Consider the following 16,499-nt stretch of genomic DNA (forward strand, 5'->3'; position numbering starts at 1 on the left):
TGGGGGTTGCGGTCGGCTCGGCCTTTGTCGCCGGGGTGCAGGCCGCGATCGCGGCCCACGCGCCGTACATCATCTTCACCGCCGCCGGCGGCGCGCGCATGCAGGAGGGCATCCTCAGCCTGATGCAGATGCCCCGCGCGACCGTCGCGATCGAGATGCTGCGCGAAGCGGGCCTCCCCTACATCGTTGTGCTGACCGACCCAACCACCGGCGGCGTCACCGCTTCCTACGCGATGCTCGGCGACGTCCAGATTGCCGAGCCCGGCGCCCTGATCGGCTTCGCCGGACAGCGGGTGATCGAGCAGACCATCCGCGAGAAGCTGCCCGAGGGCTTCCAGCGCGCCGAATATCTGCTCGAGCATGGGATGATCGACATGGTCACCCACCGCCGCGACGTTCGCGCGACGCTCGCCAGCCTGATCGATTATCTGGTTCCGGCGCGGGCAGCGGCGTGAGCCTGCTCCCCCTCCCGCCTGCGGGAGGGCGGATTGGCTGACTTCGCGCGCTCCTCGCACCCCGGGGTCGCGGCGCAGCTGGCGCGGCTGGAGGCCCTGTCCCCCGGTGGCGATCGGCTCGGGCTGGAGCGCATCACCGCCCTGCTCGACCGGCTGGGCAATCCCCAGCTGCGGCTTCCCCCGGTGTTTCACGTCGCCGGGACCAACGGCAAGGGCTCGACCTGCGCTTTCCTTCGCGCCGCGCTCGAGGCTGCGGGGCACCGCGTGCACGTCTTCTCGTCGCCGCACCTGGTCCGCTTCAACGAACGCATCCGCCTTGCCGGCCGGCTGATCGAGGACGACGCGCTCGCCGCCTTGCTGGAGGAAGTGCTGGATGTCTCCTCAGAGATCGCGCCAAGCTTCTTCGAGGCGACCGCCGCCGTCGCTTTCCTCGCCTTCGCCCGCACCCCCGCCGACGCGCTGGTGCTGGAAGTCGGCATGGGTGGCCGCCTCGACGCCACCAACGTGATTTCTCGCCCGGCCGTCACCGGAATCGCCGCGCTCGGGCTCGATCACCAGCAATGGCTGGGACAAACCCTGGCGGAGATCGCCGGCGAAAAAGCCGCCATCGCCAGACCGGACGTGCCGCTCGTCACCCTCGGCTATCCGGCCGAAATCGCCGTCCGCGTCCGCGAGGTGGCAAGTGCCCGGTCCGCGCCTTTGTTCGTTCAGGGCAGGCAGTGGCACGGCCAGGTCGAGGATGGACGCCTGCGCTATCGCGACGCCCACGGCAGTCTCGACCTGCCCCTCCCCGCCCTGCCCGGCCCGCACCAGGCCGACAATGCGGCGCTCGCGGTCGCCATGCTCCGCCATCAGGATGCGGTCGCCTGTCCCGATCCGGCCCTCGCCCGCGCCATGACCGAGGTCCGCTGGCCCGCCCGCCTGCAGAAGCTGTGCCCCGGCCCGCTGATCGGAACCCGCGACGTCTGGCTGGACGGCGGACACAATGCACAGGCCGCCGAAGTCCTCGCCGCCAGCATCACCGAACTCACGAAAGGCCGCCCGCTTCACCTGATCGCGGGCGCTCTCACCACCAAGGACGCCGCCGCCCTGCTCGCCCCCTTCCGCGGGCTGGTCGAAGAGGTCCACGCCATCGGCTTCGACCATCCGCTCGCGATGACCGCCGACGCCCTCGCCGCCACCGCCACCGCCCAGGGCCTCCCCGCCCACGCCGCCGACGACCTGCGATCCGCGCTCGCCAGCGCGCCTCCCGGCGCCGCGATCCTCATCGCCGGCTCGCTCTACCTCGCGGGCGAGGTCCTCGCGCTCAACGAGGAAGCGCCGGACTAGGCGGTGTCGCCTTCCGCCGCGCGGGCCGCATCGCCCGACGGTACCGGCCCATTCGTCCGCGCGCGCCGCCCCGTCCAGCCCTGCCGCGCCCATTCGAGCGCGACGAACGCCACGGCGACCAGGCCGATCGTCGCGGTCAGGTAGAACACCGGCGCATAGCCGACCTGGTCGATCATCTCGCCCAGCGCCGCCCGGCCCAGCGAGCCGATCAGGAAGGTAAGCGACGACAACAGAGCATATTGCACCGCGCTGAACTCGCGGCTGGTGATCGACGACAGGTAAGCGACGAACGCCGCGCCCGCGAGACCGCCCGCGATATTCTCGCCCGAGATGGCGATCAGCAGCCGCACCATCCGCAGGTCATGCCCGAAGGCGTCGAGCCCGAAGGTCCGCGCAAAGGCATCGATATAGACCGCCCCTGATGCGAGGTCGGCATAGAGGAGATTGCTCGCCGCCGCCACGATCGCGCCGATCATCAGGGTCGGCATCCGCCCCACGGTCGCGAACATGATCCCGCCGATCGCGATTCCGGCCATGGTCATGAACACGCCGAAGATCTTGGACGCGAACGCCACTTCGTCGCCGGTGTACTTCAGTTCCTGGAGATAGAAGGGGAAGGCGAAGCTGCCCCAGATGTTGTCGGTGATGCGATAGCTGAGGATCAGTCCCATCACGATGATGACGCCCCAGCCCATGCGGCGGACCAGTTCGGCAAGTGGGAGGATCAGCGCGCTATAGGCATGGTCGGCGGTGCGCTCGAGCCCGCTTGAGGCCGGCACGTCGCTGGTCAGGACATAGCCGGGCCGCGCGGCAAGCCAGTTGAATACCGCCGCCACGATTGCGGGGATCAGCACGGTCGCACCGACGATCAGCGGGCCATAGGTCTTGGTGAAGTCGCCCACGCTCGGCGGCTTTCCAGTCGCCGGATCGACCGCTCCGCCCAGCATGTTCGCCATGAACGCGCCCACCGTCCAGATCGCCCACGCCCAGCCGAGCCCGACGATGCCGAGCCCGATCGCGCGCAGCTTGGGCGAAATCGCGCCCGTGCGGCGAAGCGCCGTCTGCTGCTCTTCGGACGCGGTGCGCGGGGTGTCGGGCGCGAGCAACGTCGCGATCAGTGTCAATCCCATGAACACGCCCATTACCGCATAGACCGTCGGCCAGCTCATCCGTTCGGACAGGACCAGCGCCAGCGCGCCGCCGATCAGCGCCGCGATACGAAAGCCAAGCTGGTAGATGGACGACAGGATTTCCACCGGCGCTTGCTCGTCGGCGACGTCGATCCGCCACGCGTCGATCACCACGTCCTGTGTCGCCGATGCGAACGCGCCGACCACCGCGATCAAGGCAAAGGTGCCGAGCGCCAGGCGCGGATCCGACAGCGACAGCCCGAAAAAGGTCAGGGTGAGGATGATCTGGCAGAGGAGCAGCCACCCGCGCCGCCGCCCGAGCCGTTCCAGACCGGGCAAGCGAACCCGATCGACCAGGGGCGACCACAGGAACTTGAAGGCATAGGCAAGTCCGATCCACGACAGCACGCCGATGGTGGCAAGGTCGATCTGCCATTCCCCGAGCCAGGCGTTCAGGGTGCCGATCAGCAAGGTGAAGGGAAGCCCGGCGCCAAAGCCGAAGGCCAGCATCACCGCAGTCTTGCGGTTGGAAAGGGCAGTCCTGATCAGGCGCCAGCCCTTGGGCTGCTCAACCTTTGCCGTGTCGTCCGCTGCCGCCGCTGTCGCCAAGGACTATTCCCTTCCCGCTTCGTGCACTTCTCCTCGTCTAGCAGCCGCAATTCCCCTGAACAGCCCGTGAGTGCTTGCGCCCGCCTGCCGCTAGGCGCAGTCTGCCGCGATGGACGCACCGGCCAAGTCGACCCGCCCGACGCCCGGCCAGCTTGCGCTTGCCGAACGGCTGGCAAGCGGCGGCGAGTTGCTGGGCGACGGGATCGTCCGCCTGCCCCCCGCGGTCTACACCGACGAAGCGCGGTTCGCGGCCGAGCAGGAACGCCTGTTCGCCCGCCTGCCACTGGTGCTCGGCCCCTCGGCGATGCTGCCAAGCCCGCGCACCGCCGTTGCGCACGACGGCTATGGCCTGCCGCTGATCGTCAGCCGTGACAGCGATGGCCAGATCCACGTCCTCGCCAACGTCTGCCGCCACCGCGGCACCCGGCTGGTCGAGGCCACCGGAATCGTCCCGGCCAAGCGGATCGTCTGTCCCTATCATGCGTGGGCTTACATGCCCGATGGCGCGCTCGCCGGCCTGCCCCGCGCTGACTGTTTTCCCGGCCTCGACAAGGACGCCATGGGACTTCGCCGCTTCCCCGCCATCGAGAGCGGCGGCCTGATCTGGTTCGCGCGGGATCCTGCCGCCGACTTTTCGCCTGCCGAGGCCCTTGCGCCCGATCTCGACGCCTTCGCCCTGCCCGACCTCCACCTCTACCGGCGGCGCACGCACGAGGTCGCCGCCAACTGGAAGCTGATCGTCGACGCCTTCCTCGAAAGCTATCACGTCCAGCGGCTTCACGCGCAGACCATCGCGCCCTTCTTCGACGACGGCATCACCGTCGCCGACCGCATCGGCCCGCACCAGCGCGCCGCAGTCGGGCGCACCGACTACCTCGGCCGCATCGATCGCGACGACTGGCGCCAACTCCGCAAGGCGATGACCTTCACCTATCACCTGTTCCCCAACACCATCCTCGTCATGAGCCCCGATTACCTCAACATCCTGACCTGCTGGCCGCAGGATGTCGGGCGCACCCTGGTCGAGGACATCATGCTGATCCCCGCGCCCCCTCGAGACGCGGAGGAAGAGCGGCACTGGGACAAGAGCTGGACCCTGCTCGACGAGGGCACGTTCGCGGCCGAGGATTTCCGCGCCGCCGCGCTCTGTCACCGGGGCCTCGCAAGCGGGCTGGTCGACGAAATTACGCTCGGCACGCTGGAGCATGGCCTCGCCGATTTCCACGCGATGATCGACCGGGCCCTGGCCCGCTGACCCTCAGGCGGCGAGCGGCCGGTTGTAGAGGATCACGCCGTTCGGTGCCTTGACCTTGCCCTTGCCCGCGATCAGCTCCTCGACCGCTTTCAGCGCCGCCTTCAGCCGCCCTTCGTTATACGGCTTGCACAGGACGCCAAGCGCGTTGCCGCCCCCGTCCTCGGGCGGATTTGCAGTCGCGAACAGCACCGGAATGCCGCGCGCCGTCGCCTCGGCAGCCAGATCGATCCCGCTGCGCCGGCCGGTCAGCGTGATGTCGCTCAGGATGAGATCGATCCCCCGTTCCGGAGTCCCTGCTTCCTCACCGCCGGCGCGACCGACTTCGCGCTCCAGGATCGCCAACGCTTCACGCACGCTATCCACCGTCGCCACGACCGTGTAGCCGGCGTTGCTCACCATTGTTTCATTGTCGAACGCCACCAGCGGCTCGTCCTCCACGATCAGGATGCGCTTGACGTGACGTTCCTTGGTGCCGAACAGCATCGTTTCGCCTTCGAAGAGGATTGACCTTTTGCCCCCCCAACGACCGACGGGCCCCCGCGGTCCCCGCCCGCCGCACGGCCCCGCGAAATCGCCGCGTCGTGCCCCGACCGCCACAGGCGCGAGGCCGGCCCGGCCGATCCCGAGCGGCCCGCGGGGCAAGCCGCCCGGCCCCCCGCGCGAGACTGGTCCGCAGCGGATCGCCAAGCTGCTTGCCAGGGCCGGAGTGGCCTCGCGCCGCGATATCGAGCGGATGATCGAGGACCGCCGGATCGCGCTCGACGGCGAAATACTGACCACCCCGGCGACCCTCCTCGAGAATCTGCGCGGCGTGACCGTCGACGGCAAGCCCGTCGCCCCGCCTGCTGCCGCCCGTTTGTGGCGCTTCTACAAGCCTGCCGGCTGCCTCACCGCTGCCAACGATCCCAAGGGTCGCCCGACCATTTACGACCGCCTGCCCGGCGGCCTGCCCCGCGTGATGCCGGTCGGCCGCCTCGACTATATGACCGAAGGGTTGTTGCTCCTCACCAACGACGGCGAACTCAAGCGCCAGCTTGAACTACCCGCCACCGCCGTCGTTCGCCGCTACCGCGCCCGCGCGTTCGGAGAGGTCAGCCAGGCCCAGCTCGAGGAGCTTGCCGACGGGATCGAGATCGAGGGCATGCGTTACGGCTCGATCGACGCGAATCTCGAACGCCGTACCGGTGCCAATTGCTGGATCGAACTGGCGCTGACCGAGGGCAAGAACCGCGAAGTCCGCCGCGTGCTCGAGCATCTTGGGCTACAGGTCAGCCGCCTGATCCGGGTCAGCTACGGCCCGTTTGACATGCTCGACCTCGACCCCGGCCAGGTCGGCGAAGTCCAGCGCGAGGAGCTGTTCCGCTTCCGCCAGACGCTGAAGACACCGGCAGCGAAGGAACCACGCCAGCCCTGAGCGGGCGCGCGCAAGTTGCCTTTGCGGCCCACCCGCGCTATGCGCCCGCCCGCTCCTGCATGGTCATCCCTGGAGGCGTGGGGAGCGGTTCTGTAATTCAATTCAAAGGAATGCACGTATGAGCGAACAGCTGACGCTGACCGCCGAAACGCGCGATCGGGCTGGCAAGGGAGCCTCCCGTGAGCTGCGTAATTCGGGCCGGGTCCCCGCCGTTGTCTATGGCGCCAATCAGGAGCCGCTGAGCATCCACGTCGAGGAGAAGATCCTCGCCAAGATGCTCTCTACCGGCCACTTCATGAACTCGGTCGTGATGATCGACGCCGGTGGCAAGACGACGCGCACCCTTCCCAAGGACGTGCAGTTCCACCCTGTCACCAGCCGCCCGGTCCATGTCGACTTCCTGCGCATTGGTGAGCACAGCAAGGTCACCGTCAACGTGCCCGTGCGCTTCACCGACGAAGAGGAAAGCCCCGGCATCAAGCGCGGCGCGGTGCTCAACATCGTCAAGCACGAGATCGAGCTCGTCTGCGACGCGTCGGAAATCGCCGACGACATCGAAGTCAGCCTCAAGGGGCTCGACGTGGGCGATTCGATCCACATCTCGAACGTCACCCTGCCCAAGGGTGCGGTTCCGACCATCACCGACCGCGATTTCACCATCGCGACGATCGTGGCCCCGTCGGCGCTGAAGAGCGACGAGGGTGACACCACTGTCGACGGCGAAGGCGAAGAAGCCGCCGGCGACAGCGAGTAACCGGTTTCTCCCCTCCTGCTTCATGGCAGGAGGGGAGTTCCCCTTCCGATGCAGATCTGGACCGGCCTCGGTAATCCCGGCGCGCAATATGCGCTGCATCGGCACAATGTCGGCTTCATGGCGCTCGACACCCTGGCCGAGGTGCACGGCTTCTCTCCCTGGCAGAAGAAGTTTCGCGGCCTCATCGCCGAAGGCCGTATCGGCGGGCAGAAGATCCTGCTGCTGAAACCCCAGACCTTCATGAACGACAGCGGCGATGCGGTTCAGCAGGCGCTGCATTTCTTCAAGCTCGATGAAGGCGCGCTCACCGTCTTCCACGACGAGCTCGACCTTGCCCCGATGAAGGTCAAGGTCCGCGTCGGAGGCGGACTTGCCGGACACAACGGCCTGCGCTCGATCAACGCCGCTTTGGGCCCCGACTTCCGCCGCGTCCGCATCGGCATCGGCCACCCCGGCCATAAGGACCGGGTGACCGGGTACGTCCTTGGCAATTACGCCAAGAGCGAGATGGAGCCGCTGTCCGATCTCCTCGCCGCCCTCGCGTCCGAAGCCGACTGGCTGGCAAAAGGCGACGATGCCCGCTTCATGAGAGACGTCGCCATGAGACTGCACCAGGACTGACCATGCGCCAGCTGTTTGCCACCCCGCTTTACGAAGCCGACCTGGAGCTCGACCTCGACGAGCTGGCCCACTCGATCCACAGCCTTGCCGAGGACGACGGCGCGGGCCGCCGCTGGGCCAGGGAGCATGGCTACAAGGGCTACACCAGCTACGCCTCGCTGAACGACCTGCCGCGTCGCGATCCCGCCTTCGCCGACCTTGCCAGGGCCCTGACCCGCCACGCCGCCACCTTCGCGCGCGACCTCGCCTGGGACGTCAAGCCCAAGCTCGACAGCCTGTGGGTCAATGTCCTGAAGCCCGGCGGCCATCACAGCGCGCACATCCACCCGCATTCGATCCTGTCGGGCACGCTCTACATCGACATTCCCGATGGCAGTGGCGCGATCCGCTTCGAGGATCCGCGCCTGCCGATTATGATGGCCGCACCGACCCGGCGACCCGACGCGCCTGAGCCGCTTCGCCCCTTCGTCACCATTCATCCGCGCCCCGGCCAGCTCCTGCTATGGGAAAGCTGGCTGCGCCACGAAGTGCTGCCGGGCACCGCGCGCGGCGAACGACTGAGCGTCAGCTTCAACTTCGCCTAGGCCGCCAGCAGCAGCTGGTCGCGTCCCCCCTGCTTGGCGCGATACAAGGCCTCGTCCGCCGACTTGAGCGCGGCGGCCAGGCCATCGGAGCCGAGCGGTGCCACGCCGCCGCTGACGGTGATCCGAACCTCCGCAACCGTCACCGTCTGGCTCACTTCGCGCCGGATCCGTTCGCAGATCTCATACGCCTGCTCGATTGACGTGTCCGCGAACAGCAGGCCGAACTCCTCGCCGCCGAGCCGCGCGAGCATGTCGCCCGGGCGGGTCAGCTTCAGCGCGACCTCCGCGAAACGCTTCAGCACCTCGTCGCCGGCGTCATGGCCGAAGCGGTCGTTGATGCTCTTGAACCGGTCGAGATCGAGCAGCGCGACGCAATCCGCTCCCGCCTCCCCGGCAACCATGCGCCCGCCCGCGGCCCGCTCGAACGCGCGGCGATTGTGCAGGCCGGTCAGGCTGTCGGTCAGCGCCGCCTGCACCCATTCGCGCTCGTCGGCCTTCGCACCGGTGATGTCGCGGATGTAGGACAGCAGTTCGATCGGTTCGCCATCCTCGTCGAGCAGGGCGCGGCCGTGGGTCGAGAACCAGCGCTGCTCGCCGCTCCGCACCACCGTGCGATAACTGTAGGTCCGCGCTTCGCCGCCCGCCGCAAGGGTGGCGCGATGCTCGTCCCGGACGCGCGCAAAGTCTGCCGCATCGATCAGGACCCGGCTGTGGCGCCCGACCAGTTCGCTCGGGTGGTAGCCAGTGACCAGCTCGACCGACGGCGAGGCGTAGAGGATCTTGCCATCCACCGAGATGCGCATGATCACGTCGGTGCAATGCTCTGCAAGCAGCCGGAATTCGGCTTCGCTCCGGCGCAGGCTGCGATTGAGCTTCTGGCGGTTGTGCAGGTCGGCAGCGATCGGAATCACCGTCAGCACCGTTGCCGCCAGGTAGAATTGAAAGAATTGCATCCGGTCGCCGAGCGTTGCACCGGTCAGCGATACCGGACCCAGCCCCTTGGCGGTCAGCAGGCCCCCGACCCCCGTCAGCAAAGCAAGGCTGACTGCGGCGCCGAGCCGGCCGAGGCGGAAGGTCACCAGCACGACCCACATCACCGGCAAAAACAGGATCGGCCAGCTCGACTGCCAGAAGGTGAAAAAGACGATCAGCCCGACCGTCGGAAGCAGCGTCAGCGCCGTCTTCTTGTGCCGCTTCAGGATCCGCCGCGTTTCCTGGCGCGCGGCGCGGCCGGTCAGCATGTAGGCGATCGGCGTCAGCGCCAGGTTGCCGAGCGCGTGGCCGATCGCGAAATGTTTCATGGTTGCGGTGAAACTGCCGCCAAAAGCCCACAGGACCGTTCCGGCGACCGGGGCCATCAGCACCGGCCCGATCAGCATCGCCACCACGAACCGCCCGAACCAGCTGAGGCTGGCCATCAGTTCGCCGCTGCTGCGGTCGCGCTTCAGCAGATAGCCAGCGATCACCGCCTCGCCCATGTTGGCGATCAGCAGGAACGGCGCCACCGCCCAGCCGAGACCGAGGAAGCCCGTCACCAGGACACCGACCACCGAGCAGGTCAGCAGCGGCGCCCACCAGTTGCGCATCGACGTTCGGACCAGCGCCGCGATCAGCAGGGCGCTCGCCCCCCACAGGAAGGCTACTCCACCGTCGAAGCGGGTCAGAGTCACCGCCAATCCCGCGAGCACAGCGTAGCCAAGCGCCAGCATCCATTGGCGAGCAAGCATCATCTTCAGGGTCATCGTGGATATCGGTGGCGGATCAGGGTTAAGAACGGGTGAGGAATAACAGCCATTTCGGATGAAACTGGCACCGGACGTTGCCCGCGCGGCCACTGCGGGCTAGACGGCCGCCACTTTCCTTCCTCCTATCCGAGACACTCCCAATGGGCTTCCGCTGCGGCATAGTCGGCCTGCCGAACGTCGGCAAATCGACCCTCTTCAATGCGCTCACCGAGACGCAGGCGGCGCAGGCGGCCAATTATCCCTTCTGCACGATCGAGCCCAACGTCGGCCAGGTCGCGGTCCCCGACCCGCGCCTCGACAAGCTGGCGGAGATCGCCAAGTCGGCCAAGATCATCGCCACCCAGTTGGGCTTCGTCGACATTGCCGGTCTGGTGAAGGGCGCAAGCAAGGGCGAGGGCCTCGGCAACCAATTCCTCGGCAACATCCGCGAGGTGGACGCCATCGTCCACGTCCTGCGCTGTTTCGAGAATGACGACATCCAGCATGTCGCCAACAAGGTCGATCCGCTGGCCGACGCCGAGGTGGTCGAGACCGAGCTGCTGCTCGCCGACCTCGAAAGCCTCGAGAAGCGCGTCCCCAATCTCGTCAAGAAGGGCCAGCAGGGCGACAAGGAAAGCAAGATCGCGGCCTCGGTCCTGTCCCAGGCGCTCGACCTGCTGCGCGAGGGCAAGCCCGCGCGCCTGACGGAGCCCAAGGACGAGGAAGAAGCCCGGGTGTTCGCCCAGGCCCAGCTGATCACCGCCAAGCCGATCCTCTACGTCTGCAACGTCAACGAGGAGGATGCCGCCAACGGCAATGCCCTTTCCGAACAGGTATTCGCCAAGGCCAAGGCCGAGGGCGCCAATGCGGTGGTCGTCTCGGCGGCGATCGAATCCGAGCTGACGGGTATGGACGATGCCGACAAGCTCGAATTCCTGGCCGAGCTTGGCCTTACCGAAACCGGCCTCGCCCGCGTCATCCGCGCCGGCTACGACCTCCTCCACCTGATCACCTTCTTCACCGTCGGCCCCAAGGAAGCGCGGGCCTGGACGGTCGAGCGCGGCGCCAAGGCCCCGCAGGCGGCCGGCGCGATCCACTCCGACTTCGAGCGCGGCTTCATCCGCGCCGAAACCATCGCCTTCGACGATTATGTCGCGCTGGGCGGCGAAGCGGGCGCCCGCGACGCCGGCAAGCTCCGCCAGGAAGGCAAGGAATATGTCGTCGCCGACGGCGACGTGCTGCACTTCAAGTTCAACGTCTGAGGCTTCGGCGGGTGCGGCCCGGTCGCCGCACCCGCCCTTCCGCTTACGGCAGGCCGATGTCTGCCAGCCACCAGATGATGGCGACCGTCAGCAGCGCCAGCGCCGCTAGGCCTAGCCGCTTGGTGACGCTCATCCTGAACAGGTGCGGGTTCTCCGCGCGATAACGCTCGGCCTGGGTCCACGCCGCCTGGTTGGCGGACAGCAGGCCCATGTCGAGCGGCCCGGTCTGCACAAGTAGTTGCCCCACCTCGCGATTCTCGGCGGGGTCGAGCTTGGGATAGCGCATCAGCAGCTGTTCGAGGCGCGTGAGGGATTGAAGGTCGTCCGCCCAGCGGGCGCGACCTGCGTCGTCATGGGACGTCATGCATACTCCAGCGGCGCCGGGCGACATCGCCGCCCGGCGCCGGTCTAACGAATTGGGAAAGGCGCCGTCAGCGGCGGCGGCGGATCAGCCGCTCGAACCGCGTCCTGATCACCTGCTTGAGGCGCCGCAGCCGGAACACGCGAAGCGGGCTCGGCTGCTCCCTCCGAAGCTCGCCGGCAAGCGCGCGATCGATGTCATAGCTGAGCGTGGTCAGCCGCAGGGTCTGGGTCGACATGGCAAATCTCCATTGCTGCCGTCAGCACTCGGGGCTGCGGCAAGAACTGTTCGATGCGTGAAAAGGATCGATCAGGCGGCTGGAGGGGCCCTGGCGCGATACGGCGCGCCGCCGGAGGTAGCGTCGAGACGCCGGGAGACTGTCGCCTGCTCACTGACGGGGAGAAGGACAAACGTCCTGACCTCGCGGGCAAGCGGCGGGAGGATGATCGGATCGGGTGCCTGCCGCTGACTCTTGATCGCCGCCCGGCCGCCGGTCGCCGCCGGGGCGAGGACGGCACGCTTGGTAAAGGCGGCGGCGCTGGGCTGGGCTTCGACCGGCACGGGCGCCAGGCTGGCACCCGTCAGGACCCCGTAGAACAGGGCTAGCAGCAGCGCGAGGCCGCGGTGCCGGGTCGTCCGCCTGGTGTCAGAAACGTCCATGATCCTGCCCTTCCATATGGTCCGGCAGGCGCGAACCGCAACCCTGCACGGGCTGCCGGCGCGATCCACTCCGACTTCGAGCGCGGCTTCATCCGCGCAGAAACCATCGCCTTCGACGATTTATGTCGCGCTGGGCGGCGAAGCGGGCGCGCGCAACGCCGGCAAGCTGCGCCAGGAAACCAAGGAATATGTCGTCGCTGACGGCGACGTGCTGCACTTCAAGTTCAACGTCTAGGCTGACCGCCCGGTAGGGCGAAGGATCGCCAGAATACGCGTACGGTGACGGGCTGGGTGGATGGTGGCATCATGCAGCCATGACCAAGCACCAGATCAGCCCGATCCTGCCGTGCAATGACATCGAGCGGACCCAGGCCTTTAACGAGCGCCTGGGCTTCTCGGTCAGCGGCGGCGACGCCGGTTTCCGGATCATGACCGATGGCGCGAGCTGGCAAATCATCCTGCGCCCCGCAGAGGCCGGCTGGGTCATCCCCGAGCGCAATTCGCACGGGATGTTCCTGTTCTGCGAGGATGTCGATGCGGTTGCCGACCGAGTCCGTGACATCATCATCGAGAAGAGCGCTCCGCACCGCAAGCCGTGGGGCACGTACGAATTCGCGGTCGGTGATCCCGACGGGGTGCTGGTGCGGATCGGCCGCCCCGCGCGGGCCGGGGAAATCTAGAATCCGGTAATCGTCGCTGGTTCAATGCCCCTCGAATGCGAGCAGGCTCTGAGTCTCGATCCCGTCGGCCTGAAGCCTTGCCGCGCCGCCCAGGTCCGGCAGGTCGATCAGGAAGCGCGCTCCGATCACCACCGCCCCGGCCCTGCGGACCAATCGGGCCGCCGCCAGCGCCGTCCCACCCGTCGCGATGAGGTCGTCGGCCAGCAGCACGGTGGCACCGGGCGCGCAGGCGTCGACATGCATGGTCAGCCGGTCGGTGCCATATTCCAGCGCATAATCCTCGGCGATGGTGGCGCCCGGTAGCTTGCCGTCCTTGCGGATCAGCAGCAGCCCCGCTTCCAGCCTTAGCGCAAGCGCGGTCGCCACCACGAAGCCGCGCGCTTCCATGCCCGCGATGAGGTCAGGCCGCTCGGGCACCGTCGCCGCCAGCGCATCGATCGCGGCGGCGAAGCCTTCCGCGTGCAGCAGCAGGGTGGTGACGTCTCGGAACAGGATCCCGGGCTTGGGATGGTCGGGGATCGTGCGAACCAGCGCGCGCAGATCGTCTCGGGTCATGTGGCTTTGTCCCCAAACAGAAAAGGCTCCCGTCCCTCGACGAGAGCCTTTCCGGTCGTTTGCCGTAATGGCGTCGCCTAGCCGGCGATGCCGCGGTCGGCCTTCTGCTCGTCCATCCGCTCGCGGAAGTCGGGATCGAGCGGACCGCGGATCGACACCTCGCGCTTCGCATTGGCCCAGATGTTGCGATACGAAAGGTAGGCGAGAACCGTCGCGATCAGAAGGAAGATCACCACTGCCCAACCGGTGCGGTGGCGGTTCTCCAGGGTCGGCTCGGCCGTCCACACCAGGAACGCCGCGACGTCCTTGGCCATCTGGTCCTTGGTCGCCTTGGTTCCGTCGGCATAGGTCACCTGACCGTCCGACACGATTGGGGCCGGCATCGCGATGTTGAGGTTGGCGAAATAGGGGTTGAAATACAGCCCCGGCGGGGTTGCTGCTTCCGGGAATTCCTTGAGCAGTTCCTGCCCCTTGGAATTCTTGTACCCGGCCTGGTCGACGTAGCCGGTCAGCAGCGAATAGACGTAGTTAGCGCCGTCGTGACGGGCCTCGGTCATCAGGCTGAGGTCGGGCGGATAGGCATTGTTGTTGGCCGCGCGCGCCGCCGTCTCGTTCGGATAGGGCGACGGGAAGCGGTCGGACACCAGCGCCTTGCGGGTCGCCGCTTCACCCGTGTCCGGATTCACCGACGGCACCTCGATCGCCCACTGGTTGGCGATCGCCTTCACTTCGGCTTCCGAATAGCCAAGGTCGGTCAGCTGGTAGAAGCTGACATACTTCAGGCTGTGGCAGGCCGAGCAGACTTCCTTGTAGACCTGGAAGCCGCGCTGCAGCTGCTGGCGGTCGAACTTGCCCGCCATGCCGTCCGAAGGAAGCTCCGCCTCGCGCGGGTCCTTGTGGAAGTAATAATAAGCGGCGTGTTCCGGCGGGTTCCGGAAATAGTCGACGCCGTTGACGACGAGGCTGATCAGCAGGACGCCGACAAAGCCAAGCCCGACGAAGAAACCGATGATGCGGACCATGGGTCTGTCTACTTTCTTATTCGGCCGGCTGAGCAGCGGTGGTCGGACCCGAGGGAGCAAGACCGTAAGGCCGGCTCTCCTTGGTTTCGCCATGCAGCACGCTCTCGGAGATGCTGTTGGGGAGCGGCCGCGGCTTCTCGAACTTCGAGACGAGCGGCAGGATGATCAGGAAGTGGGCGAAGTAGTAAGCCGCCGCGATCTGGCTGAGCGCGATGTACGGCTGCTCGGCCGGCATCACGCCGCAATAGCCCAGCAGAGCGATGTCGGCCACCAGCACCCAGAAGAACACCCGGTAGACCGGACGATAGCTGGTCGAGCGGATCGGCGAGCGGTCCAGCCAGGTCAGGAAGAACAGCAGCAGGATCGAGCTGAACATCGCCAGCACGCCCCACAGCTTGGCGGGCAGGATGAAGTCCACCGTGAAGGCGCGCAGGATCGCGTAGAACGGCCAGAAATACCATTCGGGAACGATGTGCGCCGGGGTCACCAGCGGGTTGGCCTCGACGTAATTGTCGGGGTGGCCAAGGCTGTACGGGAAGAAGAACACCACCAGCGCGAAGATCAGCAGCGCGACGCCGATCCCGAAGCCGTCCTTGGCCGTGTAGAACGGGTGGAACGGCAGGGTGTCCTTCTCGTCCTTGACGTCGACGCCCGTCGGGTTCGACGAACCCGGGATGTGCAGCGCCCAGATCTTGAGGATGGTGACGCCCGCGATCACGAACGGCAGCAGGTAGTGGAGCGAGAAGAAGCGGGTCAGCGCGGCCTGGTCGGGCGCGAACCCGCCGAGGATGAAGACCCTGAGCGGCTCGCCGACCACCGGAATGGCCGAGAAGAAGCCGGTGATGACCTGCGCGCCCCAGTAGCTCATCTGGCCCCACGGCAGGACGTAGCCCATGAAGGCGGTGGCCATCATCAGCAGGTAGATGACCAGGCCAAGCAGCCACACCATCTCGCGCGGTGCCTTGTAGGAACCGTAATAAAGGCCGCGGAAGATGTGGATGTAGACGATCGCGAAGAAGAAGCTCGCGCCGTTCTGGTGGACGTAGCGGAGGACCCAGCCCGCGTTAACGTCGCGCATGATCCGCTCGACGCTGTCGAACGCGCCGCCGGCATAGCTGTAATAATGCATCGCCAGCACGATGCCGGTGATGATCTGGATCATCAGCGCGAGGCCCGCGAGGACCCCGAAGTTCCAGAAATAGTTCAGGTTGCGCGGCACCGGATAACCGCCGCCGATGGCGCCATAAACCAGGCGCGGCAGCGGCAGGCGCTGGTCCATCCAGCGCATGAACGGCGAGGTGGGTTCGTAGGGCTTGGCCCAGGCAAAGCTCATTGTGTCAGTCCTCAACCGATCCGGACAACGGTGTCGCTAGCAAATTCATAATCGGGCACATGCAGGTTCAGCGGAGCCGGACCCTTACGAATGCGCGCGGCGGTGTCATAGTGCGACCCGTGGCACGGGCAGAAATAGCCGCCGAAATCACCCTTGGTTTCCCCCTCGCCGATGCCGAGCGGCACGCAGCCGAGGTGGGTGCAGACGCCGAGCGTGATCAGCCACTGGGCCTTGCCGGGCTTGGTGCGGTCGGCAAGGCTCTGCGGATCGCGCAGTTCGCTCAGCTGCACTGCATTGGCGGCCTGGATTTCGGCCGGCGTCAGCTGCTTGATGAACACCGGCTGCTTGCGCCAGCTGGTCTTGATCCCCTGGCCGGGCATGATCTTGGAAATGTCGACCTCGATCGACGACAGCGCGCGGACGTCGGCCGACGGAGCGGCCTGCATCAGCAACGGCGCGATCGCGGTCACCGCACCGACGCCGGCGAAGCTCACCGCGGCGATGTTGATGAAATCGCGGCGGCGCACGCCCGGGTCGCCGGCTTCGGCCGCGCTTGGCTCGCCGGGCATCAGCGGCTGGGTTGTTTCGACGGTGGCCATCAACGGGTCCTTGAGCTCGCTTGTTCGCACCGGTCGGGTGCATGACGTGAGTCCCGCGCCGGTAAGGCGGAGCGGATGATCGCGCGCCTGATAGCGGGCCGTTCATCGCTCCTCAAGGGTCCATTGGTCGGTGAGGGCGCCGAAACGATCTT

19 protein-coding genes and 1 pseudogene are annotated in these 16,499 nt (G+C 67.0%); 10 read left to right on the plus strand and 10 right to left on the minus strand.

All coding sequences use genetic code 11. The features are described 5' to 3' along the window. The coding region (locus GGQ97_RS00005; RefSeq protein ID WP_280740492.1) for an acetyl-CoA carboxylase carboxyltransferase subunit beta at window positions 1-455 on the plus strand (455 nt) is incomplete at its 5' end. Between the two features lie 33 nt (window positions 456-488). Beyond that, complete coding sequence (locus GGQ97_RS00010) at window positions 489-1,784, plus strand: bifunctional folylpolyglutamate synthase/dihydrofolate synthase (RefSeq protein ID WP_168067061.1); 1,296 nt, start codon at window positions 489-491, stop codon at window positions 1,782-1,784. Here GGQ97_RS00010 and GGQ97_RS00015 read toward each other — a convergent pair. After that, a complete protein-coding gene (locus tag GGQ97_RS00015) occupies window positions 1,781-3,523 on the minus strand; it encodes an AmpG family muropeptide MFS transporter (protein ID WP_245197768.1) in 1,743 nt (580 codons plus the stop codon). The genes GGQ97_RS00010 and GGQ97_RS00015 overlap by 4 nt on opposite strands. Before the next feature lie 109 nt (window positions 3,524-3,632). Between GGQ97_RS00015 and GGQ97_RS00020 the strand changes: the two genes are divergently transcribed. Then, window positions 3,633-4,778: an aromatic ring-hydroxylating oxygenase subunit alpha gene (locus tag GGQ97_RS00020; RefSeq protein ID WP_168067062.1), complete on the plus strand. Its 1,146-nt coding sequence runs from the start codon at window positions 3,633-3,635 to the stop codon at window positions 4,776-4,778. A 3-nt stretch (window positions 4,779-4,781) separates the two neighbouring features. On the opposite strand, the gene GGQ97_RS00025 is transcribed toward GGQ97_RS00020, so the two are convergent. Then, window positions 4,782-5,261 carry a response regulator gene (locus GGQ97_RS00025; RefSeq protein WP_168067063.1) on the minus strand — a complete coding sequence of 160 codons (480 nt, stop codon included), beginning with the start codon at window positions 5,259-5,261 and terminating at the stop codon, window positions 4,782-4,784. Between GGQ97_RS00025 and GGQ97_RS00030 the strand changes: the two genes are divergently transcribed. From GGQ97_RS00030 to GGQ97_RS00045, 4 genes are all read left to right on the plus strand, one after another. After that, window positions 5,245-6,192, plus strand: a complete 948-nt coding sequence (locus GGQ97_RS00030; RefSeq protein WP_425338704.1) for a pseudouridine synthase — start codon at window positions 5,245-5,247, stop codon at window positions 6,190-6,192. The genes GGQ97_RS00025 and GGQ97_RS00030 overlap by 17 nt on opposite strands. Before the next feature lie 118 nt (window positions 6,193-6,310). Continuing rightward, the gene (locus GGQ97_RS00035; RefSeq protein ID WP_168067064.1) at window positions 6,311-6,946 is read left to right on the plus strand and encodes a 50S ribosomal protein L25/general stress protein Ctc; all 636 of its coding nucleotides are present in this window, start codon (window positions 6,311-6,313) and stop codon (window positions 6,944-6,946) included. A 48-nt stretch (window positions 6,947-6,994) separates the two neighbouring features. Continuing rightward, window positions 6,995-7,567: an aminoacyl-tRNA hydrolase gene (pth, locus tag GGQ97_RS00040; RefSeq protein WP_168067065.1), complete on the plus strand. Its 573-nt coding sequence runs from the start codon at window positions 6,995-6,997 to the stop codon at window positions 7,565-7,567. Next, window positions 7,564-8,151, plus strand: a complete 588-nt coding sequence (locus tag GGQ97_RS00045; RefSeq protein ID WP_209022869.1) for a TIGR02466 family protein — start codon at window positions 7,564-7,566, stop codon at window positions 8,149-8,151. The genes pth and GGQ97_RS00045 overlap by 4 nt, the downstream gene beginning before the upstream one ends. Here GGQ97_RS00045 and GGQ97_RS00050 read toward each other — a convergent pair. Continuing rightward, entirely contained in the window at window positions 8,148-9,893 is a 1,746-nt protein-coding gene (locus tag GGQ97_RS00050) for a sensor domain-containing diguanylate cyclase (protein WP_168067067.1), read from the minus strand. The two genes, GGQ97_RS00045 and GGQ97_RS00050, sit on opposite strands and share 4 nt — an antisense overlap. A 143-nt stretch (window positions 9,894-10,036) precedes the next feature. Between GGQ97_RS00050 and ychF the strand changes: the two genes are divergently transcribed. Beyond that, window positions 10,037-11,137: a redox-regulated ATPase YchF gene (gene ychF, locus GGQ97_RS00055; protein WP_168067068.1), complete on the plus strand. Its 1,101-nt coding sequence runs from the start codon at window positions 10,037-10,039 to the stop codon at window positions 11,135-11,137. 43 nt (window positions 11,138-11,180) lie between these two features. Here the strand turns inward: ychF and GGQ97_RS00060 are convergent, their stop codons facing one another. From GGQ97_RS00060 to GGQ97_RS00070, 3 genes are all read right to left on the minus strand, one after another. After that, a complete protein-coding gene (locus GGQ97_RS00060; protein ID WP_168067069.1) occupies window positions 11,181-11,501 on the minus strand; it encodes a hypothetical protein in 321 nt (106 codons plus the stop codon). A 67-nt stretch (window positions 11,502-11,568) separates the two neighbouring features. Further along, window positions 11,569-11,736 carry a hypothetical protein gene (locus tag GGQ97_RS00065; RefSeq protein ID WP_168067070.1) on the minus strand — a complete coding sequence of 56 codons (168 nt, stop codon included), beginning with the start codon at window positions 11,734-11,736 and terminating at the stop codon, window positions 11,569-11,571. 71 nt (window positions 11,737-11,807) lie between these two features. Further along, complete coding sequence (locus GGQ97_RS00070; protein WP_168067071.1) at window positions 11,808-12,158, minus strand: hypothetical protein; 351 nt, start codon at window positions 12,156-12,158, stop codon at window positions 11,808-11,810. Window positions 12,159-12,209: 51 nt separating this feature from the next. Here GGQ97_RS00070 and GGQ97_RS00075 point away from each other — a divergent pair. Both GGQ97_RS00075 and GGQ97_RS00080 read left to right on the plus strand, forming a co-directional pair. Further along, window positions 12,210-12,393, plus strand: a pseudogene (locus GGQ97_RS00075) (DUF933 domain-containing protein); the annotation flags it as partial. Between the two features lie 79 nt (window positions 12,394-12,472). Then, entirely contained in the window at window positions 12,473-12,838 is a 366-nt protein-coding gene (locus tag GGQ97_RS00080; RefSeq protein WP_168067072.1) for a VOC family protein, read from the plus strand. 21 nt (window positions 12,839-12,859) lie between these two features. On the opposite strand, the gene GGQ97_RS00085 is transcribed toward GGQ97_RS00080, so the two are convergent. From GGQ97_RS00085 to petA, 4 genes are all read right to left on the minus strand, one after another. Further along, complete coding sequence (locus GGQ97_RS00085; protein ID WP_168067073.1) at window positions 12,860-13,393, minus strand: adenine phosphoribosyltransferase; 534 nt, start codon at window positions 13,391-13,393, stop codon at window positions 12,860-12,862. A 77-nt stretch (window positions 13,394-13,470) separates the two neighbouring features. Further along, window positions 13,471-14,415, minus strand: a complete 945-nt coding sequence (locus GGQ97_RS00090) for a cytochrome c1 (protein WP_168067074.1) — start codon at window positions 14,413-14,415, stop codon at window positions 13,471-13,473. 16 nt (window positions 14,416-14,431) lie between these two features. After that, window positions 14,432-15,748 (minus strand): cytochrome b, encoded by a 1,317-nt coding sequence (locus tag GGQ97_RS00095; protein WP_168067075.1) that lies wholly within the window; start codon window positions 15,746-15,748, stop codon window positions 14,432-14,434. Between the two features lie 11 nt (window positions 15,749-15,759). Then, on the minus strand, window positions 15,760-16,317 hold the full coding sequence (gene petA / locus GGQ97_RS00100; RefSeq protein WP_245197969.1) for a ubiquinol-cytochrome c reductase iron-sulfur subunit: 558 nt from the start codon (window positions 16,315-16,317) through the stop codon (window positions 15,760-15,762). Between the last annotated feature and the right edge of the window lie 182 nt (window positions 16,318-16,499).

Source organism: Sphingomonas kaistensis (assembly GCF_011927725.1).
GTDB lineage: Bacteria > Pseudomonadota > Alphaproteobacteria > Sphingomonadales > Sphingomonadaceae > Sphingomicrobium > Sphingomicrobium kaistense.

Bases quoted from the DNA above. Each gene is read 5' to 3' on its own strand.
- GGQ97_RS00020 (WP_168067062.1), top strand. From the start codon at position 3,633: ATGGACGCACCGGCCAAGTCGACCCGCCCGACGCCCGGCCAGCTTGCG.
- GGQ97_RS00025 (WP_168067063.1), bottom strand. From the start codon at position 5,261: ATGCTGTTCGGCACCAAGGAACGTCACGTCAAGCGCATCCTGATCGTG.
- GGQ97_RS00035 (WP_168067064.1), top strand. From the start codon at position 6,311: ATGAGCGAACAGCTGACGCTGACCGCCGAAACGCGCGATCGGGCTGGC.
- pth (WP_168067065.1), top strand. From the start codon at position 6,995: ATGCAGATCTGGACCGGCCTCGGTAATCCCGGCGCGCAATATGCGCTG.
- GGQ97_RS00050 (WP_168067067.1), bottom strand. From the start codon at position 9,893: ATGACCCTGAAGATGATGCTTGCTCGCCAATGGATGCTGGCGCTTGGC.
- ychF (WP_168067068.1), top strand. From the start codon at position 10,037: ATGGGCTTCCGCTGCGGCATAGTCGGCCTGCCGAACGTCGGCAAATCG.
- GGQ97_RS00060 (WP_168067069.1), bottom strand. From the start codon at position 11,501: ATGACGTCCCATGACGACGCAGGTCGCGCCCGCTGGGCGGACGACCTT.
- GGQ97_RS00065 (WP_168067070.1), bottom strand. From the start codon at position 11,736: ATGTCGACCCAGACCCTGCGGCTGACCACGCTCAGCTATGACATCGAT.
- GGQ97_RS00070 (WP_168067071.1), bottom strand. From the start codon at position 12,158: ATGGACGTTTCTGACACCAGGCGGACGACCCGGCACCGCGGCCTCGCG.
- GGQ97_RS00080 (WP_168067072.1), top strand. From the start codon at position 12,473: ATGACCAAGCACCAGATCAGCCCGATCCTGCCGTGCAATGACATCGAG.
- GGQ97_RS00085 (WP_168067073.1), bottom strand. From the start codon at position 13,393: ATGACCCGAGACGATCTGCGCGCGCTGGTTCGCACGATCCCCGACCAT.
- GGQ97_RS00090 (WP_168067074.1), bottom strand. From the start codon at position 14,415: ATGGTCCGCATCATCGGTTTCTTCGTCGGGCTTGGCTTTGTCGGCGTC.
- GGQ97_RS00095 (WP_168067075.1), bottom strand. From the start codon at position 15,748: ATGAGCTTTGCCTGGGCCAAGCCCTACGAACCCACCTCGCCGTTCATG.
- petA (WP_245197969.1), bottom strand. From the start codon at position 16,317: ATGCCCGGCGAGCCAAGCGCGGCCGAAGCCGGCGACCCGGGCGTGCGC.